Here is a 25,858-nt window from a genome sequence, read left to right on the forward strand (position 1 = left end):
CCCCTTAGGCCTTCCTCAGCTTGTACAGCCGCCCGGAGCCGGGGCCGCCGATCTCCTGCTGGAGCCGGGGCTCCCCGGCGGTGCCGCCGACGTTCCAGGCGGGCCAGGCGCACCCCGGGATGTCTACGTGGACCTTCTGCGTCCAGACGTCCCGGCCGCCCTCGTAGACCCAGGTCCCGGAGCCCGAACAGCTCGGCGCCGCATTGCCGGGATAATCGACGGCGCTGCGCCCGCCGACGCCGGAGGCGGTGACCCGGCCGTCCGGGGTGAAGACCAGGGTGTTGCCCGTGTGGTCGAACCAGCTGCCGGTCATGGTCTCGGGCCCGATCCGCGGCGGCTCGTACGCGGGCAGCAGGCCGACGGCGAGCCCGAGCGCGCCGAGCACGCCCGTCCCCGCCACCACCGCCGTGCCCCACAGCGCCACCCGCCGCAGCAGCCCGTCGCCCCGGGGGAGGGCGGACACCACGCCGAGGGAGAGGGAGGCCGTGGCAGACGCCCAGAAGACCAGCGTGTCCCCCGTCCGGGCGTCGTTGTACGTCGCGAAGACCAGGACGGGCGCCGCCAGCAGGGCCGCCACCGCCGGCGGCGCCGCCCACCAGGCCGTACGCCCGCCGAGCCCCCGGGAGAGGAGGTCGACGAGCGCGACCGCCGGCAGCACGAAGACCAGCGTCAGCAGGAACGAGACGAAGCCGACGAGCGGCGTGAGGGCGATCAGGCTCCCCCCGATGGCGGCCCAGTCGGGGGGCGTGTCCGGCGGCGGCTGCGTCCGCACGTACACGAGGACCACCACCGCCGTCAGCGCGACCTCCAGACATCCCACCAGCGTCGAGACCACCAGCACGCGGCCGTACGACCGTTTCTGACGCATGCTCAACCCCCCTTGATGGCAGGGCGGACGGACACGTCCGCCCGGCCGGCGATGTCACGGATCCATAGTGCCAGCCGGGCTGAACGTGTTCAATTCATTCTGCCTCCGGCTACAGCCACGTACCGAAGCGGCGGATGTACCAGGTCTTCACGAGCTGGGTGAGCGTGCAGTAGGCGAGCAGCACGCCGATCAGCCACGGGAAGTAGCCCGCCGGCAGGGCGACGAAGCCCAGCGAGGAGGCCAGCGGCGAGAAGGGCAGCCAGAGCCCGGTCAGCACCGCGAGGACGGTCGTCACCATCACCGGCCAGGAGGCGCGGGACTGGAGGAAGGGGATCTTCCGGGTGCGGATCATGTGGACGATCAGGGTCTGCGAGAGCAGGCCCTCGACGAACCAGCCGGACTGGAAGAGGGACTGGTCCGCCGTGCTGTCGGCCGCGAACACGTGCCACATGATCAGGAACATCGCGATGTCGAAGATCGAGCTGATCGGGCCGACGGTGACCATGAAGCGGCCGATGCCCTTGGCGTCCCAGTTGCGGGGCTTGCGCAGGTACTCCTCGTCCATCCGGTCCCACGGGGTCGCCAGCTGCGCGATGTCGTAGACCAGGTTCTGGACCAGCAGCATGATCGCGAGCATCGGCTGGAAGGGGATGAAGGCGCTCGCGACCAGCACCGAGAAGACGTTGCCGAAGTTCGACGACGCCGTCATCTTGATGTACTTGATCGTGTTGCCGAAGGTGGTCCGGCCCTGGAGGACGCCCTGCTCCAGGACGGTGAGGTCCTTCTCCAGCAGGATGATGTCAGCGGACTCCCTTGCGATGTCGACGGCGGTGTCCACGGAGATGCCGACGTCCGCGTCGCGCAGCGCGGCCGCGTCGTTGATGCCGTCGCCGAGGAAGCCGACGGTGTGCCCGTCGGCCCGCAGCGCCCGGACGATCCTGGCCTTCTGGACCGGGTTGACCTTGGCGAAGACCGTCGTACGGGCGGCCAGCGCGCGCAGTTCTGCGTCGTCGAGGGCGTCGGTCGCGGGGCCGAGGACCACGGTGCCCACGTCGATGCCGACGTCCGCGCAGACCCGGGCGGCGACGAGCTCGTTGTCACCGGTGACGACCTTCACCGTGATGCCCTTGTCGGCGAGCGCCTCCAGGGCCCGGGCGGCGTCGGCCTTCGGCGGGTCGAGGAAGGCGAGGAAGCCGACCAGGGTCAGCCGGTCCTCGTCGGCGACGCCGTAGGTGTCGCGGGGGTCGGTGATCGTGCGGGTGGCGACGGCGAGCACCCGCAGACCCCGCCGGTTGTTGTCCTCGGCGATCCGGGTGACGTGCCACCGCAGCTGCTCGGTCAGCTCCACCCTCTCGCCGCGGTCGGTCATGTGCGTGCAGAGAGCCAGGACCTCCTCCACCGCACCCTTGGTGATCATGACGTGTTCGACGTGTTCGCTGTGTTCGACGTGTTCGACGTGTTCGGCCTGTTCGACGGGCCCGGCGTCCCCGGAGCCGCCCACGAGCGGGTTGCGGGCCAGGACCACGGACATCCGGCGCCGGGCGAAGTCGAAGGGGATCTCGTCGACCATGGAGAACCGTGTGTCGACGACAACCTCCTCGGCCTCGCCCACGCGGTCGATGACCGCCCGGTCCATCAGGTTCCGCAGGCCGGTCTGGAAGTGGGCGTTGAGGTAGCCGTACTCCAGGACCTCGCCGTCCTCGTTGCCGTGCACGTCCAGGTAGCGGTCCAGGACGATCCGGTCCTCGGTGAGGGTGCCGGTCTTGTCCGTGCAGAGAACGTCCATCGCGCCCAGGTTCTGGATCGCGTCCAGCCGCTTGACGACCACCTTGCGCCTGGCCATGGCGACCGCGCCGCGGGCGAGGTTGGCCGAGACCACCATCGGGAGCATCTCGGGGGTCAGGCCCACGGCCACGGCGATGCCGAAGAGGAAGGCCTCGTCCCAGTCGCCCTTGGTCAGCCCGTTGATCATGAAGACGACGGGGACCATGACCAGCATGAAGCGGATCAGCAGGAAGCTGACCTTGCGCACACCGGCGTCGAAGCTGGTCTGCGGGCGCTCGCCGACCAGGGCGCCGGCCATCGAGCCGAACCAGGTGTCGGAGCCGGTGGCGACGACGACCCCGGTGGCGGTGCCGGAGGTGACCGAGGTGCCCATCAGGGCCAGGTTGTCGGCCTCGACCGGGTCCGTGGTGACCTGCTGGCCCAGGTCCTGAACACGGGTGTCGGCCTTGGCCACCGGCAGCGACTCGCCGGTGAGCGCGGCCTGGCTGATCATCAGGTCCTTCGCCGTGAGCAGCCGCAGGTCGGCCGGGATCAGGTCGCCGGCGGCCAGCTTGACCACGTCGCCGGGGACCACCTGGTCCATGGGCACCTCGAGGGTGGTGGGAAGGGAACCGCTGCCCGCCCGGCGCTGGACCGCGCAGGTCGTGGTGACGAGCTGGGCCAGCGCGTCGGCGGCGCGGCCCGAGCGGAACTCCTGCCAGAAGCGCAGCAGCCCGCTGATCCCGACCATCACGGAGAGGATGACCACACCGGGGTCGGCGGGGTCCTGCCAGTACATGACGGCGGCCAGGAGGACCAGGACGGCGATGAAGGGATTCCGGAAGGCCTTCGCGAGCTGGACGTACCAGCGCGGGGCACGCTCCTGGGCGACGGCGTTCGGGCCGTGGCGCTCCAGGCGCAGCGCGGCCTCGGCGCGGGTGAGGCCGCCCGGGGACGCGTCCACGGACTGCAGCGCCCGGACGCCCGGGGCGGCGCTGAGCCCGGCGAGGCGCTCGCCCACGAGCCGGGTACGGGACTCCAGCCCGGCGGCCCTGCGCTCGCGGCGGGAGCGGCCCGGCGGCGCGAGCTCGGCCGGGGTACGGGGGGTGAGCATGGTCATGGCACATACCTCCCTCCGCGGTTCCCGGGCAGCACGGAGCCGCACGGTCACGCGGAGTGATCGGGGGACGGCGTGCGGCGGCCGCGCGGGCCGTCGCGTACGCCGACGGACAGGGATGACGCACGCCGGACGGAGCCGCCCGGTCATGCGGCAGGGAGGGAAGGTGAGAGAAGACGCGAGAGGAGCGCGAGAGGAACGCGCAACGCACGCGCAAGGCACGCGAAAGGAGCGCAGCCGCGCACGGGCGTGCGGCGGACCGCTGCCGTGCGCACTCATGCAGAGGTCGGCGGGTCAGCCGTTCGGCGGATCAGCCGGAGAGAGCGCTGCGAAGACTTCGATCGGGACTCATCCCGAACACCTCCTCGCGTCGCGCTGACATGGCAGGCGCCCGGTCCGGCCGGAAGGGCCGCAGAGGACCGGCGCCTCAGCGACCGTAACACGATCCACTGGGCCGCTCCCTCCCCCTTTCGGCCGGTAGGCCCGTTTCGTGTCGTGTCAGCCTCTTGACGTGCGGATGCGCAAAGGCTCGACTTAAGGTTCACAAGTTGGAGAGACGCCGGGGTCTCGGAGCGCGTAGCCGCGAGGTGTCCCGGCCGGGGGGCGACGGCTGGCCGTCGCTTATGGGCAGGAGTGGATGAGTCGTGCAGACTCCCGGATCGCAGTCGTCACTGCACCGCGCGAATCTCGAACGGGTCGTACGGGCGGTGCGGCTCGCGGGGTCGCTGACCCAGGCGGAGATCGCCCGTACCACCGGACTGTCGGCGGCCACGGTCTCCAACATCGTCCGGGAGCTGAAGGAAAGCGGGACCGTCGAGGTCACCGACACCTCGGCCGGCGGCCGGCGGGCGCGGAGCGTGTCGCTCAGCGGTGACGCGGGCATCGTGATCGGCGTCGACTTCGGCCACACCCACCTGCGGGTGGCCGTCGGCAACCTCGCCCACCAGGTCCTCGCCGAGGAGACCGAACCGCTGGACGTCGACGCCTCCTGGGCGGACGGCTTCGACCGGGCGGAAGCCCTGGTCGGACGCCTGATCGAGGGCATAGGAGTCGGCCTGGACAAGGTGATCGGCGTCGGTCTCGGCGTCCCCGGCCCGATCGACGTGGAGTCCGGGACCCTGGGCTCGACCGCGATCCTGCCGGGCTGGGCGGGGATCAATCCGCGCCAGGAACTCTCCCAGCGCCTCGGCGTGCCCGTCTACGTGGACAACGACGCGAACCTCGGCGCCCTCGGTGAACTCGTTTGGGGGAGTGGCCGGGGAGTGAAGGACCTGGCCTACATCAAGGTGGCCAGCGGCGTCGGCGCCGGCCTGGTGATCAACGGCCAGATCTACCGCGGCCCGGGCGGCACGGCGGGCGAGATCGGGCACATCACGCTCGACGAATCGGGCCCGGTCTGCCGCTGCGGGAACCGCGGCTGCCTGGAGACCTTCGCCGCGGCCCGGTACGTCCTGCCACTGCTCCAGGGCACGCACGGGCCGGAGTTGACGATGGAGCGGGTGGTCGAACTGGCCCGCGACGGGGACCCCGGCTGCCGTCGGGTGATCACCGACGTCGGCCGTCACATCGGCAGCGGAGTGGCCAGCCTGTGCAACCTGCTGAACCCGAGCCGGGTGGTGCTGGGCGGCTCGCTGGCGGAGGCCGGTGAACTCGTCCTGGCGCCCATCCGTGAATCAGTGGGGAGGTACGCGATCCCCAGCGCGGCCCGGCAGTTGTCGGTGCTCACGGGGTCCCTGGGCGGACGGGCCGAGGTGCTGGGCGCACTGGCGCTCGTGCTGAGCGAGATGGGCGATTCGACGCTTTTGTCAGATCATGGAGGTGGAGTGCGAGCTCCAGCCGTCTTGCCTTCAGGTAGATAACGAATGGCACCGTTGTCATCTCGTTAAGAATTCACTCCTTGACGGCAAAACGCGGCCGGGGTTGACTCACATCCACCTCGGCCGCGGCGTAGCGGCCTCGTCAGGGAGGTTCAAGTAATGAACACGCGTATGCGCAGAGCCGCCGTAGCCGTTGCCGCCGGCGCCATGGCCGTTTCCCTCGCCGCCTGTGGCAGTGCCAAGGAGGCCGGCGACAAGACGAAGGAGTCGTCCGGCGCGGCCAAGGGTGACGCGATCAAGGTCGGTCTGCTCCTGCCGGAGAACCAGACCGCGCGTTACGAGAAGTTCGACAAGCCGCTCATCGAGAAGAAGGTCGCCGAGCTCACCGGCGGCAAGGGCGAGGTCGTCTACGCCAACGCCAAGCAGGACGCGACCACGCAGAACTCCCAGGTCGACACGATGATCACCAACAAGGTGGACGTCCTGATCATCGACGCGGTGGACTCCAAGGCCATCGCCGGCTCGGTCAAGAAGGCCAAGGACGCCGGCATCCCGGTCGTGGCCTACGACCGTCTGGCCGAGGGCCCGATCGACGCCTACACCTCCTTCGACAACGAAGAGGTCGGCAAGGTCCAGGGCAAGGCGCTGCTGGAGGCGCTGGGCGACAAGGCCAAGGACGGCCAGATCGTCATGATGAACGGTTCGGTCACCGACCCGAACGCCAAGCTCTTCAAGTCCGGCGCGCACTCCGAGCTCGACGGCAAGGTGAACGTCGGCAAGGAGTACGACACCGTCGAGTGGAAGCCGGAGAACGCCAACACCAACATGGCGGCCGCGCTCTCCGCGCTCGGCAAGGACAAGGTCATCGGCGTCTACTCCGCCAACGACGGCATGGCCGGCGGCATCATCACCGCCCTCAAGGCCGCCGGCGTCTCCCCCCTGCCGCCGGTCACCGGCCAGGACGCCGAACTCGCCGGTGTGCAGCGGATCGTCGCGGGCGAGCAGTTCATGAGCGTCTACAAGCCGTACGCCCCCGAGGCCGAGGCCGCCGCCAAGATGGCCGTCGCCCTCGCCAAGGGCGGGAAGGCCGAAGGCAGCACCTCCACGGTCGACAGCCCCACCACCAAGGGCGTCGCGGCCGTCCTGATCCCGGTCGTCTCGCTGACCAAGGCCAACATCAAGGACACCGTCGTCAAGGACGGCGTCTACACGGTCGACGAGATCTGCACCGAGAAGTACGCGGCCGCCTGCGCCGCCATCGGCCTGAAGTAGCGGCCCCTGCCGCCTCCCCACGAGGCGGCCCCACGTACCTGACCGGCGCCCCGCCCCTCCTCTCCCCGCCACCCGGCGGGGCGCCGGGCAGAAACGTTCCCCCATTCGCCCCGCTCCTGCTCTTCTGCACGACATCCCCGCCGGTCAGGCGGCGAAGGAGATGGTTCATGTGTCCGCTGCGCCCGTGCTGGCGTTGCGAGGGGTCTCGAAGCGGTTCGGCGCCGTTCAGGCTCTGACCGACGTAGAACTCGAGATCCACTCCGGTGAAGTGGTCGCCCTGGTCGGCGACAACGGTGCCGGCAAGTCCACGCTGGTCAAGACGATCGCCGGCGTGCACCCCATCGATGACGGAGTCATCGAGTGGGAGGGGCGCCCGGTTTCCATCGGCAAGCCCCACGACGCCCAGAACCTGGGCATCGCGACGGTCTACCAGGACCTGGCGCTGTGCGACAACATCGATGTCGTCGGCAACCTGTTCCTCGGCCGCGAGCTCAAGAAGTTCGGTGTCCTCGACGAGGTGGAGATGGAGCGGCGCGCCCGCGAGCTCCTGACCACGCTGTCCATCCGGATCCCCAGTGTCCGGATCCCCATCGCCTCGCTGTCGGGCGGTCAGCGTCAGACCGTGGCGATCGCCCGTTCCATGCTGGGCGAGCCCCAGCTCGTCATCCTCGACGAGCCCACCGCCGCCCTCGGCGTCGAGCAGACCGCTCAGGTGCTCGACCTGGTGGAGCGGCTGCGCGAGCGCGGCCACGCCGTCATCCTCATCAGCCACAACATGGCCGATGTGAAGGCCGTCGCCGACAAGGTGGCGGTCCTGCGGCTGGGCCGCAACAACGGTGTCTTCAACGTCGCCGACACCTCGCAGGAAGAGATCATCTCCGCCATCACCGGTGCCACGGACAACGCCGTGACCCGCCGGGCGGCCCGCACCTCGGAGGCCGGCAAGTGAGCACCCCGAACCCTGCCACCGGTCCCAAGGGCACCGTCGACCAGCAGGAGCACATCGACCCGGTCAACCCGGCGGCCGCGCACGACGCGATCCCGGCCGTGGACCCCCGCCTGCTCGTCAGGGAAGAGGGCCTCGCCGGTTACGTGGGCGAGTTCAAGCGCAAGATGAAGGCCGGCGATCTGGGCTCCCTCCCGGTCGTCATCGGCCTGATCGTCATCTGGTCCATCTTCCAGGGGCTGAACTCGAACTTCCTCACCCCGGAGAACCTCACCAACATCGCGATCACCATGACCGGCACGGGCATGATCGCCATCGGCATCATCTTCGTGCTGCTGCTCGGCGAGATCGACCTCTCGGTCGGCTCGGTCAGCGGTGTCTCGGGCGCCATCGTCGCCGTCCTCGCCGTCACCCACGGCGTGAACGAATGGCTGGCCATCCTCGCGGCCGTCGTCGGAGGCGCCCTGATCGGCTCCATCCACGGCTTCTTCTTCGCCAAGGTGGGCGCCCCGGCCTTCGCCGTCACCCTGTCCGGCCTGCTCTTCTGGCTCGGCGCGATGCTGCAGATCCTCGGCAGCAACGGCACGATCAACATCGACTCCGACGGCGTGGTCGGCCAGCTGACCACGTACTTCTTCTCGGACGTGGCCGTCGCCTACGGGCTGGCCGCGGTCGCGGTGGCCGGCTACTTCCTCTCGGCCTTCTTCGACGCGAGGCGCCGCGAGGCCGCCGGGATGCCCTCCCGGCCGCTCGCCGAGATCCTGCTGCGCACCGGCCTGCTCGCCCTGTGCACCTTCGGCCCGGCCGTGCTGTTCAACCAGTACAAGGGCCTGCCGCTCGCGGTGGTGCTCTTCCTGTTGGCCCTGGTCGTCACGGACTTCCTGCTGCGCCGCACGACCTTCGGGCGAAACGTTTTCGCACTGGGTGGCAGCGTCGAGGCCTCCCGCCGTGCGGGCATCAACGTCACCCGGATCCGGGTCACGGTCTTCGCGATCTCCAGCACCTTCGCCGCCATCGGCGGCCTGTTCTGGGCCTCCAAGATCGCGGCGGCCAACCAGAGCGCCGGTGCCGGCGACCTGCTGATGAACGTGATCGCGGCGGCCGTCATCGGCGGCACCAGCCTCTTCGGCGGCCGGGGCCGGACCTGGAACGCCCTCCTCGGCGTCATGGTCATCGTCTCGATCCAGTACGGTCTGGCCCTGGAAGGCATCGCGACGCCGATCCAGTACATGATCACCGGCGCGGTGCTGCTGGCCACCGTGGTGATCGACTCGGTCACCCGCAAGACCCAGAAGTCGGCCGGACGCGCCTGACCGCGCGTCCGACGGCCCGCCGGAGCCGCCTCCGGCGGTAACACCGGTCACAGTGCCCGGCGCCACTTTCCGTGGTGCCGGGCATCGGTGCGTCCATGTGCGGGGTACTCGTGTGCGGGTATACGCCCGTATGCGAGGTGTGGCCGCCCGGTCGGGCGTACATGTATGACAAAGGTGTGACCGCTCCGGGACGGCCCGATGACCGCGCGCGGAGACGGAACATTAGACTCGACAGACCAGCAAGCAACTGCAAGGAGGCACGGGTGCTGCTGCCCCGCATCAAGGGACCGCGCGATCTGGACCGGCTCAGCCAGGAGGAGCTCGAACAGCTCGCGGCCGAGATCAGGTCCTTCCTCGTCGACGCCGTCTCCAAGACCGGCGGGCACCTCGGCCCCAACCTCGGGGTGGTCGAACTGACGATCGCCCTGCACCGGGTCTTCGACTCGCCCAAGGACAAGGTCCTCTTCGACACCGGCCACCAGGCCTACGTCCACAAGCTGCTCACGGGCCGCCAGGACTTCGCCGGGCTGCGCACCAGGACCGGCCTGTCCGGCTACCCCTCGCGCGCCGAGTCCGAGCACGACGTGATCGAGAACTCGCACGCCTCCACCGTGCTCGGCTGGGCCGACGGCCTCGCCAAGGCCAACGAGGTGCTGGGCCGCGAGGACCACCACGTCGCCGCCGTCATCGGCGACGGCGCGCTGACCGGCGGCATGGCCTGGGAGGCGCTGAACAACATCGCCGCCGCCAAGGACCGCCCGCTGGTCATCGTCGTCAACGACAACGAGCGCTCCTACGGCCCCACCATCGGAGGCCTCGCCAACCACCTGGCCACCCTGCGCACCACCGACGGCTACGAGCGCTTCCTCGCCCGCGGCAAGGAGATCCTGGAGCGCACCCCGGTCGTCGGCAAGCCGCTCTTCGAGACCCTGCACGGCGCCAAGAAGGGCCTCAAGGACTTCATCGCCCCGCAGGGCATGTTCGAGGACCTCGGGCTCAAGTACATCGGGCCCATCGACGGCCACGACATCGAGGCACTGGAGTCCGCCCTGCAGCGCGCCAAGCGCTTCAGCGGGCCCGTCATCGTGCACTGCCTCACCCAGAAGGGCCGCGGCTACACCCCGGCCCTGGAGCACGAGGCGGACCGCTTCCACGCGGTCGGCGTGATCCACCCCGACACCGGCCTGCCGGTCAAGACCGCCGCCGCCAGCTGGACCTCCGTCTTCGCCGACGAGATGGTCAAGATCGGCCACGAGCGCGAGGACATCGTCGGCATCACCGCGGCCATGCTCCACCCGGTCGGCCTCAACAAGTTCGCCGAGGCCTTCCCGGACCGCATCTACGACGTGGGCATCGCCGAGCAGCACGGCGCCACCTCCGCGGCGGGCCTGGCCACCGGCGGCGTCCACCCCGTCTTCGCGGTGTACGCGACCTTCCTCAACCGCGCCTTCGACCAGGTCCTGATGGACGTGGCCCTCCACAAGTGCGGGGTCACCTTCGTCCTGGACCGCGCCGGTGTCACCGGAGACGACGGCGCCTCCCACAACGGCATGTGGGACATGTCCATCCTCCAGGTCGTCCCGGGCCTGCGCCTCGCCGCACCGCGCGACGCCGAGCAGCTGCGCTCCCAGCTGCGCGAGGCCGTCGAGGTCAAGGACGCCCCGACCGTGGTCCGCTTCTCCAAGGGCGTCGTCGGCCCGGCCGTCCCGGCCGTCGGCCGGATCGGCGGCATGGACGTCCTGCGCGCCCCGGGCGCCGAGGTCACCCGGCCGGACGTCCTGCTCGTCTCGGTCGGTGCGCTCGCCCCGATGTGCCTGGAGATCGCCGACCTGCTCGACAAGCAGGGCATCTCCACGACCGTCGTCGACCCGCGCTGGGTCAAGCCCGTGGACGAGGCCCTGGCCCCGCTCGCGGACCGGCACCGCGTGGTCGTCACCGTCGAGGACAACGGCCGCGCCGGCGGCGTGGGCTCCGCCGTCTCGCAGGCTCTGCGGGACGCGGGGGTGGACGTACCCCTGCGCGACTTCGGCATCCCGCAGCGCTTCCTCGACCACGCCTCCCGCAAGGAGGTCATGGCCGAGATCGGGCTGACCGCTCCGGACATCGCCCGGCAGGTCACGGGCCTGGTGGCCAAACTGGACGGCCGCTACGACAGCGAGCCGGCGGCCACCGTCGACTGACACGGACGGCGGGTACTAGATCGCCGCGCGGTTGCACGTCACGGGCCGGGAGATCACTCTTGAGGAGTGGGCCTCCCGGCCCGTTCGCGTGCGTCGACACCTGTTCGGAGGTGCGTCGGTGAGTAGGGATATGAACAGCCCCTTCCGCACCAAGACGGTGGAGCAGTCCATCCGCGACACGGAGGAGCCGGAACACGCGCTCCGGAAGTCGCTCTCCGCCTGGGACCTGACGGTGTTCGGTGTCGGTGTCATCATCGGCACCGGCATCTTCGTCCTCACGGGCATCGCGGCCCGGAACAACGCCGGACCCGCCACCGCCCTCGCCTTCGTGGCCGCGGGCATCGTCTGCGCCCTCGCGGCGCTCTGCTACGCCGAGTTCGCGTCCACCGTGCCGGTGGCCGGATCGGCGTACACCTTCAGTTACGCCTCCATCGGCGAGCTGCCCGCCTGGATCATCGGCTGGGACCTGGTGCTCGAGTTCGCGCTCGGCACCGCGGTGGTCGCGGTCGGCTGGTCCGGCTACGTGCGCCACCTCATGGACACCAACCTCGGCTGGACCCTGCCGACGTCCCTGTCCGGCCCCGATGCCGGCGGCCACTTCGACCTGCTGGCCTTCCTGCTGGTCCTGGCGCTGACGTGGATCCTGGTCGTCGGGACGAAGCTCTCCGCGCGGATCACCGCGGTCGTCGTCGCCATCAAGGTGACCGTCGTGCTGCTGGTCATCATCGCGGGCCTGTTCTTCATCAAGGCCGACAACTACTCGCCGTTCATCCCGCCGGCCGAGCCACAGGCCGCGGGCGTCAGCGGCTGGCACTCGCCCCTGGTGCAAGTGCTCTTCGGCTACGAGCCCACCAACTTCGGTGTGATGGGCATCTTCACGGCGGCCTCGCTCATCTTCTTCGCCTTCATCGGCTTCGACGTCGTGGCGACGGCGGCCGAGGAGACCAAGAACCCCCAGCGGGACATGCCGCGCGGCATCCTGGGCTCGCTGCTCATCTGCACCGTGCTCTACGTCGCGGTGACCCTCGTGGTCACAGGCATGCAGAAGTACTCGGAGATGTCGGCCACCGCGCCCCTCGCCGAGGCCTTCAAATCGGTGAACCAGCCGTTCTTCTCGGGCGCCATCAGCCTCGGCGCGTCCGTGGGCCTGATCACCGTCTGCATGATCCTGCTGCTCGGCCAGACCCGCGTGTTCTTCGCCATGAGCCGCGACGGACTGCTGCCCCGGGTGTTCTCCGTGACCCACCCGAAGTACCGCACCCCCTACCGGGCGACGATCCTGCTCGGCGTCATCATCGCGGTCGTCGCGGGCTTCACCAGCCTGGAGAGCCTCGCGGAACTGGTCAACATCGGCACCCTGTTCGCCTTCGTGGTGGTCGCCCTCGGTGTCATCATCCTCCGCAAGACCCGCCCCGACCTGCACCGGGCCTTCCGCACCCCGTGGGTGCCGTTCGTCCCGATCCTGTCGATCGCCGCCTCGTTCTGGCTGATGCTCAACCTGCCGGCCGAGACCTGGCTGCGCTTCGGCATCTGGATGGTCATCGGCGTCATCGTCTACTTCGTCTACGGACGCCGCAACAGCCGTCTCGGCCAGGTCGGCGCGGACGCCAAGTACTGAGAAGACCCCGGCCGCGCGAACGCCGGAGCCGGCCGTACGGGGACACCCGTACGGCCGGCTCCGTGTGCGCGGTGCCCCGTCAGCCCTTGGCGGGGGAGTCCTTCGCGGAGGCGGGGACCTTCTCGTCCTTGCGCAGGGCGTCCCACAGCTGGGTGGCCTGCGGCTCGGCCACGACCACGCGGTTCGGGTCCACCTTGTCGTAGGCGACCGGCAGCATGATGGTCTCCATCGTCTCCGGGTTCACGCCCTTCATGCTCTGCGCGAAGTCGGACAGCGCGGTGAGCGAGGCCAGATCGGAGTCCGTGGTCAGTGACTTGGTGCCGGCGTCGGCGAGCTTGTAGAGCCGCGCCGGGTTGCCGAGGACGTCCTGCTTCTTGATCTCCGCCAGCATGGCCAGCATGAACTGCTGCTGCAGGCCGATGCGTCCGAGGTCGCTGCCGTCTCCGTAGCCGTACCGGGTACGGACGAACTTGAGCGAGTCGGCGCCGTTGAGCCGGTGCGTGCCCGCGTCGAGCTTCAGGCCGCCCTTGGCGCCGCTCATCGGCTTGTCCAGAGTGACGGTGACCCCGCCCAGGGCGTCCACCAGGCCCTTGAAGCCCGCGAAATCCACCTCGACGAAGTGGTCCACGCGGACACCGGACATCTGCTCGACCGTGTTGACGACGCAGGCCGGACCGGCCAGCGAGTAGACGGAGTTGAACATGACCCGCTTCGCGGACGGCACGGCCTTGCCGTCGCGGTCCTTGCACTCGGGCCGGGTGATCAGGGTGTCGCGGGGGATGCTCACCGCGGTGGCCCTGGCCCGGCCCTCGGGTATGTGCACCAGCATCGCGGTGTCCGAGCGGGCGCCGCTGACGGAGCCGTGGTCGAGGTCGCCGTTGGCCCCCGCCCGCGAGTCGGAGCCGAGCACCAGGATGTTCTGCGCGTTCGCGACCACCTTGGCCGGCCGGTTGTCACCGATCGCCTGGTCCAGGTCGACGCTGTCGATGTTGCCGTTGAGGTGGCTGTACGTCCACCAGCCGGCTCCGGCGGCGCCCAGGATCAGCACGGCGACCAGCAGCAGGGTGATCCGCAGAATGCGGCGTCGGCGGCGCCTGGGCCGCGCGTGCGTGTCCGTCGCGTGCGTTTCCGGCGCGTGCGTTTCCGTCATGGGGGTGAATCTTAGACAGGTATTCGAACGGCCGAAGCCCGCCCCCCGTGGGAGGCGGGCCCGGCCTTCGAACAGCCGTCGGCGACCCGGATCTAGGCCGGGACGCTCGCGATGCCGGGGGCGAGGAACTTCTTGCCGTTCACTCGCTCCGAGACGCCCTCACGGTCCAGGTACGGCGTGATGCCGCCCAGGTGGAAGGGCCAGCCGGCACCGGTGATGAGGCAGAGGTCGATGTCCTGGGCCTCGGCCACGACACCCTCCTCCAGCATCAGACCGATCTCCTGCGCCACCGCGTCCAGGACGCGCAGCCGGACCTGCTCCTCGGTCAGGACGGAGTCGCCCTGGACCAGCAGCGCGGCGACCTCAGGGTCCAGCTCCGGCTTGCCGGAGTCATAGACGTAGAAGCCGCGCTTGCCCGCCTCGACCACGCGCTTGAGGTTCGGGGAGACGGTGAAGCGCTCCGGGAAGGAGCGGTTCAGGGTCTCGGAGACGTGCAGGCCGATCGCCGGGCCCACGAGTTCCAGCAGCACCAGCGGGGACATCGGCAGGCCGAGCGGCTCGATGGCCTTCTCCGCCGTGACGACCGGGGTGCCCTCGTCGATGACGTTCTGGATCTCGCCCATGAAGCGGGTCAGGATGCGGTTCACGACGAACGCCGGGGCGTCCTTGGTGAGGACCGCGGTCTTCTTCAGCTTCTTGGCGACACCGAAGGCCGTGGCCAGCGAGGCGTCGTCGGTCTGCTCACCGCGGACGATCTCCAGCAGCGGGAGGATCGCGACCGGGTTGAAGAAGTGGAAGCCGACCACGCGCTCCGGGTGCTGGAGCTTGGAGGCCATCTCCGACACCGACAGCGAGGAGGTGTTGGTGGCGAGGATCGCGTGCGCCGGGGCGACCGCCTCGACCTCCGCGAACACCTTCTGCTTGACGGACATCTCCTCGAACACGGCCTCGATGATGAAGTCCGCGTCCGCGAAGCCCTCGGCCTTGTCCAGGACACCGGTCACCAGGGCGGTCAGGCGGTTGGCCTTGTCCTGGTTGATCCGGCCCTTGCCGAGCAGCTTCTGGATCTCGGCGTGGACGTAGCCCACACCCTTGTCCACGCGCTCCTGGTCGATGTCGGTGAGGACCACCGGCACCTCCAGGCGGCGCAGGAACAGCAGCGCCAGCTGCGAGGCCATCAGGCCCGCGCCGACGACGCCGACCTTGGTGACCGGACGGGCCAGGGACTTGTCCGGGGCCCCGGCCGGGCGCTTGGCGCGCTTCTGGACCAGGTTGAAGGCATAGATGCCGGAGCGCAGTTCGCCGCCCATGATGAGGTCGGCCAGGGCCGTGTCCTCGGCGTCGAAGCCCGCCTGCAGGTCGCCGTCCTTGGCCGCGGCGATGATGTCCAGCGCGCGGTAGGCGGCCGGAGCGGCGCCGTGCACCTTGGAGTCCGCGATGAAGCGGCCCTTGGCGACGGCCGCGTCCCAGGCCTCGCCGCGGTCGATCTCCGGACGGACGACCTCGGTGGTGCCGTTCAGGACGTTCGCGGTCCACAGGAGCGACTGCTCCAGGAAGTCCGCGCCCTCGAAGATCGCGTCGGCGATGCCGAGCTCGAAGACCTGCTTGCCCTTCAGCTGCCGGTTCTGGTTCAGCGAGTTCTCGATGATGACCGAGACCGCGCGCTCGGCGCCGATCAGGTTCGGCAGGATGGCGCAGCCGCCCCAGCCGGGGACCAGGCCGAGGAAGACCTCGGGCAGCGAGAAGGCCGGGATGGCCTTCGAGACGGTGCGGTAGCTGCAGTGCAGACCGACCTCGACGCCGCCGCCCATCGCCGCGCCGTTGTAGTACGCGAAGGTGGGGACGGCCAGCGCGGACAGGCGCTTGAAGACGTCGTGGCCGCCCTTGCCGATGGCGAGCGCCTCGTCGTGCTTCTTGAGCAGCTCGACGCCCTTGAGGTCGGCGCCGACCGCGAAGATGAACGGCTTGCCGGTGATGCCCGCACCGACGATGGTGCCGGCGGCGGCCTCCTGCTCGACCTGGTCGATCGCCGCGTTCAGGTTGGCGAGGGACTGCGGGCCGAAGGTGGTCGGCTTGGTGTGGTCGAAGCCGTTGTCCAGCGTGATGAGCGCGAAGCGCCCGGCGCCGAACGGCAGGTCCAGGTGGCGGACGTGCGCGGACGTGACGACCTCGTCCGGGAACAGCTCGGCCGCACCCTTCAGGAGCTCAGCGGTGGTGCTCACTTGGAGTCTCCCTCGGCGTTGAAGTTCGGGTTCTCCCAGATGACCGTGGCGCCCATGCCGAAACCGACGCACATGGTCGTCAGGCCGTAGCGGACGTGCGGCTGCTCCTCGAACTGGCGGGCCAGCTGCGTCATCAGACGCACGCCGGAGGAGGCCAGCGGGTGACCGAAGGCGATGGCGCCGCCGTACTGGTTCACCCGGGCGTCGTCGTCGGCGATGCCGTAGTGCTCCAGGAAGGCGAGCACCTGGACCGCGAAGGCCTCGTTGATCTCGAAGAGACCGATGTCCTCGATCGTCAGACCGGCCTGGGCCAGGGCCTTCTCGGTGGCCGGGATCGGGCCGTAGCCCATGACCTCCGGCTCGACACCCGCGAAGGAGTACGAGACGAGGCGCATCTTGACCGGGAGGTTGTTCTCGCGGGCGAAGTCCTCGGACGCGATGATCGCGGCGGTGGCACCGTCGTTGAGACCGGCGGCGTTGCCCGCGGTGACCCGGCCGTGCGTACGGAACGGGGTCTTCAGGTTCGCCAGGTTCTCCAGCGTGGTGCCCGGGCGCATCGGCTCGTCGGTGGTGACCAGGCCCCAGCCCGTCTCGCCCGCGGCCTCGTTGGTGTTGCGCACCGAGATCGGGACCAGGTCCTGCTGGATCTTGCCGTCGGCGTACGCCTTGGCGGCCTTCTCCTGCGAGCGCACGGCGTACTCGTCGGCGCGGAGCTTGGTGATCGTCGGGTACCGGTCGTGCAGGTTCTCGGCGGTCATGCCCATGAACAGGGCGGACTCGTCGACCAGCTTCTCGGAGACGAAGCGCGGGTTCGGGTCCACGCCCTCGCCCATGGGGTGACGGCCCATGTGCTCGACACCGCCGGCGAGGGCGACGTCGTACGCACCGAAGGCCACACCGCCCGCGACGGCGGTCACGGCGGTCAGCGCGCCGGCGCACATGCGGTCGATGGAGTAGCCCGGGACGGACTGCGGGAGGCCCGCGAGAATGCCGGCCGTGCGGCCCAGCGTCAGGCCCTGGTCGCCGATCTGCGTGGTCGCGGCGATGGCGACCTCGTCGATCTTCTTGGGGTCCAGGTCCGGGTTGCGGCGCAGCAGCTCCCGGATCGCCTTCACGACGAGATCGTCGGCGCGGGTCTCGTTGTAGATGCCCTTCGGGCCCGCCTTGCCGAACGGGGTGCGGACGCCGTCGACGAAGACGACGTCCCTGACGGTACGAGGCACGTTGGCTCTCCTCCAGGTGCGGGATGGCACTGCTGCGCGGGGGCGCATTCGGCATACGTTGCTGAGCGCCCGCTCACCCGACCATGCTACTTGCGGGTAACCAATGTGCACACCCCCTCCCCGAGGAGCGGCGAAGGTCACACCGCCGGACGATGCCGTGAGCCCCTCGCGCCCCCGTAGTGCGCCCGGCCGATCGGCATGCGGGGCGCACTCGTACGGGTCGCCGGACGCGCCGGCCCGGTCACGTCGGTGGCATCGGGCCCGGGCCCGGGCGAACGCTGGGGCGGCCCGGGCGCCCGCCCGGGACCCACCGGCGAAAACGGAGCCATCGATGGCGTTCCAGACAACCTCCAAGGACCATTACGTCGACCACAGGTCCAGCATCCCGGTCAACGACGGGCAGATCGTCAAGCTCTTCGTACGGGAGCGCAGGCCCGTGACCGGCCCGCGCAAGCCCGTCCTGATGCTGCACGGCCGCAGCGTCCCGGCCGTGGCGGGCTTCGACCCCCCGAACAAGAACTACAGCTGGGCCGAGCAACTCGCCAGGGCGGGCTACGACGTCTTCGTGATGGAGCTCCAGGGGTCCGGCCTGTCGGCCCATCCGGCGGTGATGGACGAACCGCTCAACGTCAGCCCCGTGCAGCGCCCGCTGCTCTCGCCCAACCCGATCCCCCCGGCCGACCTGCCGACCCCGGACACCCCCGCGAAGTACCCCCACCAGCTGAACAACTCCCAGAGCGACTGGGACGAGGTCGACACGGTCGTCGAGTACATCCGCAAGGAGATCGGCGAGCCCACGGCCAAGATCGACCTGATCGGCTGGTCCGCGGCCGCGCAGCAGCTCGGGCCGTACACGATCCAGCACGCCGACAAGGTCAAGAGCCTCTTTCTGGCGGCGCCGATCTTCCCGCCCAACGGAAGGGCCAGCAAGGAGAACACCGACTTCGGCGCGCCGGTGGACATGCCGGTGGGCACCCCGGCGGCGGCCTTCGGCTACCCGATGTCCGTCACCTCGAAGAACGGGCTCGCGGCGTCGTGGGCCAGGGACCTGAAGTGTCCGGACCAGCGTGAGAACGGTGTGCTCGACGAGGTGTGGAAGGCGATCCAGGACGTCGACGCGCTCGGTGCCACGTGGGGCGGTCCGACGCCCGGAGCACCGACAGGGTTCGTCAGGGTGCGGAACTCGTACTGGTGGGGGTGGAACTCCACGACCGTGCCGCTGCACAACGTCCTCGGCCAGACGGTGCCCGTCTGCCTCGTGTACGGGGAGCACGACTCCATCGTGAACACGGCGCCGGACCTGGGGCTGCTGTACTTCTCGGTGCCCGAGCTGTACCGGTTGATCCCAGGGAAGAAGAAGCTGATGTTCCGGCTCGCCTGCGCGGGTCACCAGATCGTCTGGGAGCGGGCGGCGACCCACCTCCACGCCATGTCGGAGCAATGGCTCAAGAACGGCAAGGTGTTCGGCGAGAAGGGCGGGAGCTTCTACCGGGACGAGGACGGGGTCCTCACTTCGCAGGAGTGAGGACCCCGCCGGTCCGGCTCGGCGTCGGCCGCGGCCCGGTCAGGCCGTCGCGGCCAGGGCCGTGACCAGGACCGGGGTCACCTGCTCGATCTGCCAGGGCCGGGCGCCGTGCAGCGCCAGGGTCCCGGCCACCGCGTCCGGGTCGAGCCGCTGCGGGGGCTCCCAGCACAGGCGGCGCACGGTGTCCGGGGTGATCAGGTTCTCCTGGGGCAGGTTCAGCTGCTCCGCCAGCGCCGAGACGGCGGTGCGGGCGGCGGCCAGCCGGGCCGCGGCAGCCGGGTCCTTGTCGGCCCAGGAACGCGGCGGGGGCGGGCCGGACGGGGTCGCCCCCGGCTGCGGCAGCTCGCTCTCGGGCAGCGCCTTCGCGCGGTCCACCGCGGCCATCCACTGGTCGAGCTGGCGACGGCCCATCCGCTGCCCGTAGCCGGGCAGCGCCGAGAGGGTGTGCACGTTCGTGGGCAGGGCCAGGGCGGCCTCGACGATCGCGGCGTCGCCCAGCACCTTGCCCGGCGACACGTCACGCCGCTGTGCGATCCGGTCCCGGGACTCCCACAGCTCCCGTACGACGGCCATCTGCCGGCGGCGGCGCACCTTGTGCATGCCGGACGTACGGCGCCACGGGTCCTTGCGCGGCGGGGCCGGCGGCGCGGAGGCGATCGCGTCGAACTCCTGCCGGGCCCACTCCAGCTTGCCCTGCCGGTCCAGCTCCTTCTCCAGCGCGTCCCGCAGGTCCACCAGCAGCTCCACGTCCAGGGCGGCGTAGCGCAGCCACGGCTCGGGAAGCGGGCGGGTGGACCAGTCGACGGCGGAGTGGCCCTTCTCCAGCGCGTAGCCGAGAACGCTCTCGACCATCGCGCCGAGTCCGACCCGGGGGAAGCCGGCGAGCCGGCCCGCGAGCTCGGTGTCGAACAGCGAGGTGGGGACCATGCCTATTTCGCGCAGGCACGGCAGGTCCTGGGTGGCGGCGTGCAGGATCCACTCGGTGCCGGAGAGGGCCTCGCCCAGCGCGGACAGGTCGGGGCAGCCCACCGGGTCGATCAGTGCGGACCCGGCACCCTCGCGGCGCAGCTGCACGAGGTAGGCGCGCTGGCCGTAGCGGTATCCGGAGGCGCGTTCGGCGTCGACGGCCACGGGGCCGGTGCCCGCGGCGAAGGCCGCGACCACTTCGGCGAGGGCGTCCGCGTCGGCGACCACCGGAGGGATCCCCTCACGGGGCTCCAGCAGGGGGATCGGCAGCCCACCGGGCGGAACAACGACGTCGTCCGGGGGGCCGCCCCCGGTGGTGGTGCGCAGGTCTGCTGCGGTCTCTTGGGCGTCGGTCACCGGTCAAGGGTATCCGTGTATACGACGCGCCCGTCGCCGGAACGTTCCGTCGACGGGCGCGATCAGTACGCGGGGTGTTTTCCGGGGGTGCCCCGGACGTTCGTCCGGGTGTCCGGCCCGGTGTCCGGCCCGGTGTCCGGCCCGGTGTCCGGCCCGGTGTCCGGCCCGGGGTCCGGCCCGGTGTCCGGCCGGGCGTTGCGGGCGGCTGCCCGGGCGCTCCGGATGTCTATCCGGGCGCTTCGGCCCGCGCTCAGTGGATGATCCCGGTGCGCAGCGCCACGGCGACCATTCCCGCGCGGTCACCGGTGCCCAGCTTGCGGGCGATACGGGCCAGGTGGGACTTGACGGTCAGGGCGGACAGGCCCATCGAGACGCCGATGGCCTTGTTGGACTGGCCCTCCGCGACGAGGCGCAGGACCTCGACCTCGCGGCCGGAGAGCTCGCGGTAGCCGCCCGGGTGGCTCGGGGCACCCGGGGGGCGGCGGTGCATACGGGCGGCGGCGGCACCGATGGGGGCGGCGCCGGGCCGGGTGGGGAGCCCGATGTTGGTGCGCGTACCGGTGACGACGTAGCCCTTCACCCCGCCCGCGAGGGCGTTGCGGACGGCGCCGATGTCGTCGGCGGCGGACAGGGCCAGGCCGTTCGGCCAGCCCGCGGCACGGGTCTCGGAGAGCAGGGTGAGACCGGAACCGTCGGGCAGGTGTACGTCGGCCACGCAGATGTCGCGCGGGCTGCCGACGCGGGGGCGGGCCTCCGCGATGGACGACGCCTCGATCACGTCGCGGACTCCGAGGGCCCACAGATGGCGGGTCACGGTGGAACGGACGCGCGGGTCGGCCACGACGACCATGGCCGTCGGCTTGTTCGGGCGGTAGGCGACCAGGCTTGCGGGCTGCTCGAGAAGAACGGACACCTAGGCCTCCTGGGGGAGTGGCGGGACGGCCGGCTCGGGGAAGGAAGCCGGTGCGAACCGTGCGGATGGTCACTGACTCCTTCGGCACGTCACCCGCCCGGCTTTAGGGAATGATCACGATTTGGTGAGTAACAATTGGGGCAATTCGGACGCACGATCGATCATCGGGTGATCAGAAGCCCACAACGGAGGCCGCGTTGTGACACTCCGCCCCCGGCTGCCACCGGGAGATGCCCCTCACGGGGCCGCCGTACGGCCCCGGGCCTACGGGTGGTGCGGACCGCGGCGCTGTGGCAGGGAGACCACACCCGTCGCCGTGTCCGTCGGACCCACCGGCGGCAGCCCCGCGATCTGGCAGATCAGTTCGCACCACGCCGACAGGTGCGCGGAGGTGTCCGGGACCCCGCCCACACCCTCGCGCGGCGTCCACGAGGCCCTGATCTCGATCTGCGTCGCCGGCCGCCGCTCCGCGAGCCCGCCGAAGTAGTGCGAGCTCGCCATGGTCACCGTCCCGCTCGCCTCGCCGTAGGCCAGCCCGCGCGCCTCCAGGGCCCCCGTCAGCCAGGACCAGCACACCTCCGGCAGCAGCGGATCCGCGGCCATCTCGGGCTCCAGTTCCGCCCGTACGAGCGTCACCAGACGGAAGGTCCCGTGCCAGGCGTCGTGCCCGGCCGGATCGTGGAGCAGGATGAGCCGGCCGTCGGCCAGGTCGTCCTCCCCGTCCACCACCGCGGCCTCCAGCGCGTAGGCGTACGGGGCCAGCCGCTGGGGCGGCTTCGTCGGATCGATCTCGACCCCCGGACGCAGCCGGGCCTTCTTCAAGCCTTCGACCGCCCGGCGGAACGGGAGGGGGACCGAGCTCTCCTTCGCGCTGTCCGTACCGTCGGCGCCATCTGAAAATCGTCCCTGAGCCGCAGCCATGCGGGGAAGACTAGGCGGTATGTGCGGCCGTACGGCGCAGGGACACCCGCGCCGGGCCGGGCACTTCTTCATACGTGCGAAGATTTGGGTCGTGAGCGCCAACGACCGCCCCAAGGGCCAGCCGAGCCAGACGTACGATTCCGCCTTCCTGAAGGCGTGCCGGCGCGAGCCGGTACCGCACACGCCGGTGTGGTTCATGCGGCAGGCCGGGCGCTCCCTCCCCGAGTACCGCAAGGTCCGCGAGGGCACCGCGATGCTGGAGTCCTGCATGCGGCCCGACCTGGTCACCGAGATCACCATGCAGCCGGTGCGGCGCCACAACGTCGACGCGGCGATCTTCTTCTCCGACATCGTGGTCCCGCTCAAGGCCATCGGCGTCGACCTGGACATCAAGCCGGGCGTGGGCCCGGTCGTCGCCCAGCCGATCCGCCGCCGCGAGGACCTCGCACAGCTGCGCGACCTCACCCCTGAGGACGTCTCGTACGTCACCGAGGCGATCGGCATGCTCACGAGTGAACTGGGCTCCACGCCGTTGATCGGCTTCGCCGGTGCGCCTTTCACCCTCGCGAGCTACCTCGTCGAGGGCGGCCCGTCGAAGAACCACGAGCACACCAAGGCCCTCATGTACGGGGACCCGCAGCTCTGGGCCGACCTGCTCGACCGCCTCGCGGAGATCACCTCCGCCTTCCTGAAGGTCCAGATCGAAGCCGGCGCCTCCGCCGTGCAGCTCTTCGACTCCTGGGTCGGCGCGCTCGCCCCGGCGGACTACCGCCGCTCCGTCATGCCCGCCTCGGCCAAGGTCCTGCAGTCCGTCGCCTCCTACGGGGTCCCCCGCATCCACTTCGGCGTGGGCACGGGCGAGCTCCTCGGCCTGATGGGCGAGGCCGGCGCCGACGTCGTGGGCGTCGACTACCGCGTCGCGCTCGACGAGGCGGCCCGCCGGGTCGGCCCCGGCAAGGCGCTCCAGGGCAACCTGGACCCGGCCGTGCTCTTCTCCACCACGGAGGCGGTCGAGGCCAGGACGGACGAGGTCCTCGCGGCGGCCGCCGGCCTGGAGGGCCACGTCTTCAACCTCGGCCACGGCGTCCTCCCGACGACCGACCCCGAGGCCCTGACCCGCCTGGTGGACTACGTCCACACCAAGACGGCCCGCTGAGGCCCCGGGTACCGGACCGCGACCGCCGGCTCCGCGCCGTGCACCGCACGGCGCGGAACAGCGGTCAGGCGCCTGCCGCGCGGACTGCGGAGACCGCTTTGCGGGCCGCTACCAGGACCGGGTCCCAGACCGGGGAGAACGGCGGGGCGTAGCCGAGGTCGAGCGAGACCACCTGCTCCACCGTCATCCCCGCCGTGAGGGCCACCGCCGCGATGTCCACCCGCTTCGCGGAACCTCCGCCGCCGACGATCTGTACGCCGAGGAGCCGGCCCGTACGGCGTTCCGCCAGCATCTTCACCGTCATCTCCACCGCACCCGGGTAGTAGCCCGCCGTGTTGGTGGAGGTGATGGTGGCCGTCACGAAGCGCAGGCCCGCCTCCAGCGCGTCGCGCTCGCGCAGCCCCGTACGGGCGATCTCCAGGTCGCAGACCTTGCTGACCGCCGTGCCGACCACCCCCGGGAAGGTCGCGTAGCCGCCGCCCACGCCCGAGCCGATGACCTGCCCGTGCTTGTTGGCGTGGGTGCCCAGCGGGATGTGCCGGGTCCGGCCCGCGACCAGGTCGAGGACCTCCACGCAGTCGCCGCCCGCCCAGACGTTCCCCTGGCCCCGCACCCGCATCGACAGGTCCGTGAGGATCCCGCCCGAGGGGCCGAGCGGAAGGCCGGCGGCGCGGGCCAGTGCCGTGCGCGGCTCCACACCGATGCCGAGCACGACCACGTCCGCCGGGTACTCCTCGCCGCTCGCCGTGGCCACCGCGCGGGCCCGGCCCTCCTCGTCGGTGAGGATCTTCGTCACCTCGGCGCGCGAGACCGTGACGATCCCCATCCGGTTCATCGCACGGTGCACCAGACCGCCCATGTCGGGATCCAGCGTGGACATCGGCTGCTCGCCCCGGTGCAGGACGGTCACCTCGAAGCCCCGCAGCACCAGGGCCTCGGCCATCTCCACGCCGATGTAGCCCGCTCCGACCACGACCGCCCGCCGGCCCCGCGTCCGCTCCAGCGCGTCCATGAGGCGCTGGCCGTCGTCCAGGGTCTGGATGCCGTGCACCCCGTGCGCCCCGATGCCGGGCAGGCGCGGACGCACCGGCCGGGCGCCCGTGGCCAGGACCAGCTTGTCGTAGTGCGTCCAGGCCTCGGACCCGCCGTCCAGATCGCGGGCGCGGACCCGGGACCCGGCCAGATCGAGCTCCACCACCTCCGTGCGGGTGCGCAGGTCGATGTCCCGCGCCCGGTGCTCCTCGGGGGTGCGGGCGATCAGCTCGTCGCGCCCGGCGACCAGACCGCCCACCCAGTACGGGATGCCGCACGCCGAGTAGGAGGTGAACCGGCCGCGCTCGAAGGCGACGATCTCCAGCTCCTGCGGCCCCCTCAGCCTGCGGGCCTGCGACGCGGCGGACATCCCCGCCGCGTCGCCCCCGACCACCACCAGTCGTTCCGTCGCCATCGCCCGTACCGCCCCTTCACCGACGCCGAATGGTGAACACGCTACGTGCGAACGCGCGTTCAGTCCTGCACGTCGGCCTCGGTGTCCGCAGCCACCGCCCGCTGCGCGGGGACCGCCACCCGCTTCGGGGTCAGCCCCGTCTTCGGCCGCGCCGGCCGCCACCGCCGGTACGCCCGGACCAGCAGCGCCACCACCGAGGCCGTCAGCAGGAACGGCAGCAGCGCGCCCACCGCCACCATCAGGTAGCGCAGGATCTTCGTGAAGACCTCCCAGCCACTGCTCAGCGCACCGAGGAAGGTGGGCTCCTTCTCCTTCTCCTTCTCCTCCGCCTCCGCCGGGGCCGGCTCGGAGACCTCCAGCGTGATCGTGCCCATCGACGTCTGGTCCTTCAGCGCCGTCTGCTGCGCCAGCAGCGACTCCAGGTCGGACTGGCGCCGGCTCAGCTCGCCCTCCAGCATCACCACCTCGCTCAGCGCCGAGGCCTTCCCCATCATCTCCCGCACCCGCGCCACGCTGGCCTGCTGCGAGGAGACGCGGCTGCCTATGTCGGCGACCTTCTCGGTGACGTCCTGCGCGTCGACCTTGCGGTGCAGCAGCTTCCCGCTGCCCTCCATGGCGGCGAGCACGGAGTCGTAGCGCTCGCCGGGCACCCGCAGGGTCACCGTCGAGGTCATCCGGCCGTTCTCGCCGCGCTTGGTCGACTCGTTGCCGACGTAGCCGCCCGCGCCGTCGGCCGCGGTGCGTGCCGCCGCCAGGGTCTTCTGGACGTCCGTCGTCTCGATGCCGAGCGTCGCCGTACGGATGACGTTCGGCCGGACCGCGACCGGCGCCCCGTCCTTCGCGGCGGACGACCCCGCCGACCCCGCCGACCCCGCCGGGGCCGGGGCCGCCGCGGCGCCCGCCGCGCCCTCCCGGGCCTTCCCGTCGGCCGCCGGCGGCGCGACCGCCGCCTTGTCGCCCGCGGAACCCTGCCCGTCCGCCCCGCAGCCGGTGAGCGCGAGTACCCCGGTGAGGGAGAGGGCGGCCAGGGCCGCCCTGGAACGGTGTCTGCTGATGCTGCGCACGCTGTGAACCCCCGGTGAT

The 25,858-nt window shown here is 70.8% G+C and carries 18 protein-coding genes; 8 read left to right on the forward strand and 10 right to left on the reverse strand.

Going from position 1 to position 25,858, the window contains the following annotated elements:
* Nucleotides 1-4 precede the first annotated feature (4 nt).
* On the reverse strand, nt 5-868 hold the full coding sequence (locus tag NRK68_RS26640) for a hypothetical protein (protein WP_257856973.1): 864 nt from the start codon (nt 866-868) through the stop codon (nt 5-7).
* Between the two features lie 109 nt (nt 869-977).
* Complete coding sequence (gene mgtA, locus NRK68_RS26645; protein ID WP_257856974.1) at nt 978-3,752, reverse strand: magnesium-translocating P-type ATPase; 2,775 nt, start codon at nt 3,750-3,752, stop codon at nt 978-980.
* A gap of 641 nt (nt 3,753-4,393) precedes the next feature.
* Here mgtA and NRK68_RS26650 point away from each other — a divergent pair.
* From NRK68_RS26650 to NRK68_RS26675, 6 genes are all read left to right on the forward strand, one after another.
* Nucleotides 4,394-5,608, forward strand: coding sequence for an ROK family transcriptional regulator (locus NRK68_RS26650; protein WP_183068410.1), 1,215 nt, complete (start codon nt 4,394-4,396; stop codon nt 5,606-5,608).
* A 117-nt stretch (nt 5,609-5,725) separates the two neighbouring features.
* Nucleotides 5,726-6,838 (forward strand): sugar ABC transporter substrate-binding protein, encoded by a 1,113-nt coding sequence (locus NRK68_RS26655; RefSeq protein WP_183068411.1) that lies wholly within the window; start codon nt 5,726-5,728, stop codon nt 6,836-6,838.
* A 160-nt stretch (nt 6,839-6,998) separates the two neighbouring features.
* Nucleotides 6,999-7,787, forward strand: coding sequence for an ATP-binding cassette domain-containing protein (locus tag NRK68_RS26660; protein WP_030036503.1), 789 nt, complete (start codon nt 6,999-7,001; stop codon nt 7,785-7,787).
* 53 nt (nt 7,788-7,840) lie between these two features.
* Nucleotides 7,841-9,097 carry a sugar ABC transporter permease gene (locus tag NRK68_RS26665; protein WP_257857934.1) on the forward strand — a complete coding sequence of 419 codons (1,257 nt, stop codon included), beginning with the start codon at nt 7,841-7,843 and terminating at the stop codon, nt 9,095-9,097.
* A gap of 263 nt (nt 9,098-9,360) precedes the next feature.
* Nucleotides 9,361-11,277, forward strand: coding sequence for a 1-deoxy-D-xylulose-5-phosphate synthase (gene dxs / locus NRK68_RS26670; RefSeq protein ID WP_183068412.1), 1,917 nt, complete (start codon nt 9,361-9,363; stop codon nt 11,275-11,277).
* Nucleotides 11,278-11,407: 130 nt separating this feature from the next.
* Nucleotides 11,408-12,895 (forward strand): amino acid permease, encoded by a 1,488-nt coding sequence (locus NRK68_RS26675; RefSeq protein ID WP_183068545.1) that lies wholly within the window; start codon nt 11,408-11,410, stop codon nt 12,893-12,895.
* Nucleotides 12,896-12,974: 79 nt separating this feature from the next.
* Here NRK68_RS26675 and NRK68_RS26680 read toward each other — a convergent pair whose 3' ends face one another.
* The 3 genes from NRK68_RS26680 to NRK68_RS26690 all read right to left on the reverse strand — a co-directional run bounded on the left by NRK68_RS26680 (nt 12,975) and on the right by NRK68_RS26690 (nt 17,490).
* On the reverse strand, nt 12,975-14,045 hold the full coding sequence (locus NRK68_RS26680; protein ID WP_183068413.1) for an LCP family protein: 1,071 nt from the start codon (nt 14,043-14,045) through the stop codon (nt 12,975-12,977).
* 92 nt (nt 14,046-14,137) lie between these two features.
* Nucleotides 14,138-16,267: a 3-hydroxyacyl-CoA dehydrogenase NAD-binding domain-containing protein gene (locus tag NRK68_RS26685; protein ID WP_183068414.1), complete on the reverse strand. Its 2,130-nt coding sequence runs from the start codon at nt 16,265-16,267 to the stop codon at nt 14,138-14,140.
* Nucleotides 16,264-17,490: a thiolase family protein gene (locus NRK68_RS26690; RefSeq protein ID WP_183068415.1), complete on the reverse strand. Its 1,227-nt coding sequence runs from the start codon at nt 17,488-17,490 to the stop codon at nt 16,264-16,266. The genes NRK68_RS26685 and NRK68_RS26690 overlap by 4 nt, the downstream gene beginning before the upstream one ends.
* A 331-nt stretch (nt 17,491-17,821) precedes the next feature.
* Between NRK68_RS26690 and NRK68_RS26695 the strand changes: the two genes are divergently transcribed.
* Nucleotides 17,822-19,015 (forward strand): alpha/beta hydrolase, encoded by a 1,194-nt coding sequence (locus NRK68_RS26695; protein ID WP_183068416.1) that lies wholly within the window; start codon nt 17,822-17,824, stop codon nt 19,013-19,015.
* A 39-nt stretch (nt 19,016-19,054) separates the two neighbouring features.
* Here NRK68_RS26695 and NRK68_RS26700 read toward each other — a convergent pair whose 3' ends face one another.
* The 3 genes from NRK68_RS26700 to NRK68_RS26710 all read right to left on the reverse strand — a co-directional run bounded on the left by NRK68_RS26700 (nt 19,055) and on the right by NRK68_RS26710 (nt 22,172).
* Nucleotides 19,055-20,338 (reverse strand): HRDC domain-containing protein, encoded by a 1,284-nt coding sequence (locus NRK68_RS26700; RefSeq protein ID WP_183068417.1) that lies wholly within the window; start codon nt 20,336-20,338, stop codon nt 19,055-19,057.
* 250 nt (nt 20,339-20,588) lie between these two features.
* Nucleotides 20,589-21,251 (reverse strand): helix-turn-helix transcriptional regulator, encoded by a 663-nt coding sequence (locus tag NRK68_RS26705; protein WP_007267191.1) that lies wholly within the window; start codon nt 21,249-21,251, stop codon nt 20,589-20,591.
* A gap of 264 nt (nt 21,252-21,515) precedes the next feature.
* On the reverse strand, nt 21,516-22,172 hold the full coding sequence (locus NRK68_RS26710; RefSeq protein ID WP_183068418.1) for a DUF3000 domain-containing protein: 657 nt from the start codon (nt 22,170-22,172) through the stop codon (nt 21,516-21,518).
* 91 nt (nt 22,173-22,263) lie between these two features.
* Here NRK68_RS26710 and hemE point away from each other — a divergent pair, with 91 nt between their 5' ends.
* A complete protein-coding gene (hemE, locus tag NRK68_RS26715; protein ID WP_183068419.1) occupies nt 22,264-23,328 on the forward strand; it encodes a uroporphyrinogen decarboxylase in 1,065 nt (354 codons plus the stop codon).
* A gap of 64 nt (nt 23,329-23,392) precedes the next feature.
* Here hemE and NRK68_RS26720 read toward each other — a convergent pair whose 3' ends face one another.
* Both NRK68_RS26720 and NRK68_RS26725 read right to left on the reverse strand, forming a co-directional pair.
* Nucleotides 23,393-24,775, reverse strand: coding sequence for an FAD-dependent oxidoreductase (locus NRK68_RS26720; RefSeq protein ID WP_183068420.1), 1,383 nt, complete (start codon nt 24,773-24,775; stop codon nt 23,393-23,395).
* A gap of 59 nt (nt 24,776-24,834) precedes the next feature.
* Nucleotides 24,835-25,839 (reverse strand): DUF4349 domain-containing protein, encoded by a 1,005-nt coding sequence (locus NRK68_RS26725; RefSeq protein ID WP_257856976.1) that lies wholly within the window; start codon nt 25,837-25,839, stop codon nt 24,835-24,837.
* Nucleotides 25,840-25,858: the final 19 nt, after the last annotated feature.

This window comes from Streptomyces yangpuensis (genome assembly GCF_024666385.1).
Lineage (GTDB): Bacteria > Actinomycetota > Actinomycetes > Streptomycetales > Streptomycetaceae > Streptomyces > Streptomyces yangpuensis.

Coding starts and splice junctions, on each gene's coding strand:
- NRK68_RS26640 (WP_257856973.1), bottom strand. CDS start 868: ATGCGTCAGAAACGGTCGTACGGCCGCGTGCTGGTGGTCTCGACGCTG.
- mgtA (WP_257856974.1), bottom strand. CDS start 3,752: ATGACCATGCTCACCCCCCGTACCCCGGCCGAGCTCGCGCCGCCGGGC.
- NRK68_RS26655 (WP_183068411.1), top strand. CDS start 5,726: ATGAACACGCGTATGCGCAGAGCCGCCGTAGCCGTTGCCGCCGGCGCC.
- NRK68_RS26660 (WP_030036503.1), top strand. CDS start 6,999: ATGGTTCATGTGTCCGCTGCGCCCGTGCTGGCGTTGCGAGGGGTCTCG.
- NRK68_RS26675 (WP_183068545.1), top strand. CDS start 11,408: ATGAACAGCCCCTTCCGCACCAAGACGGTGGAGCAGTCCATCCGCGAC.
- NRK68_RS26680 (WP_183068413.1), bottom strand. CDS start 14,045: ATGACGGAAACGCACGCGCCGGAAACGCACGCGACGGACACGCACGCG.
- NRK68_RS26695 (WP_183068416.1), top strand. CDS start 17,822: ATGGCGTTCCAGACAACCTCCAAGGACCATTACGTCGACCACAGGTCC.
- NRK68_RS26710 (WP_183068418.1), bottom strand. CDS start 22,172: ATGGCTGCGGCTCAGGGACGATTTTCAGATGGCGCCGACGGTACGGAC.
- NRK68_RS26720 (WP_183068420.1), bottom strand. CDS start 24,775: ATGGCGACGGAACGACTGGTGGTGGTCGGGGGCGACGCGGCGGGGATG.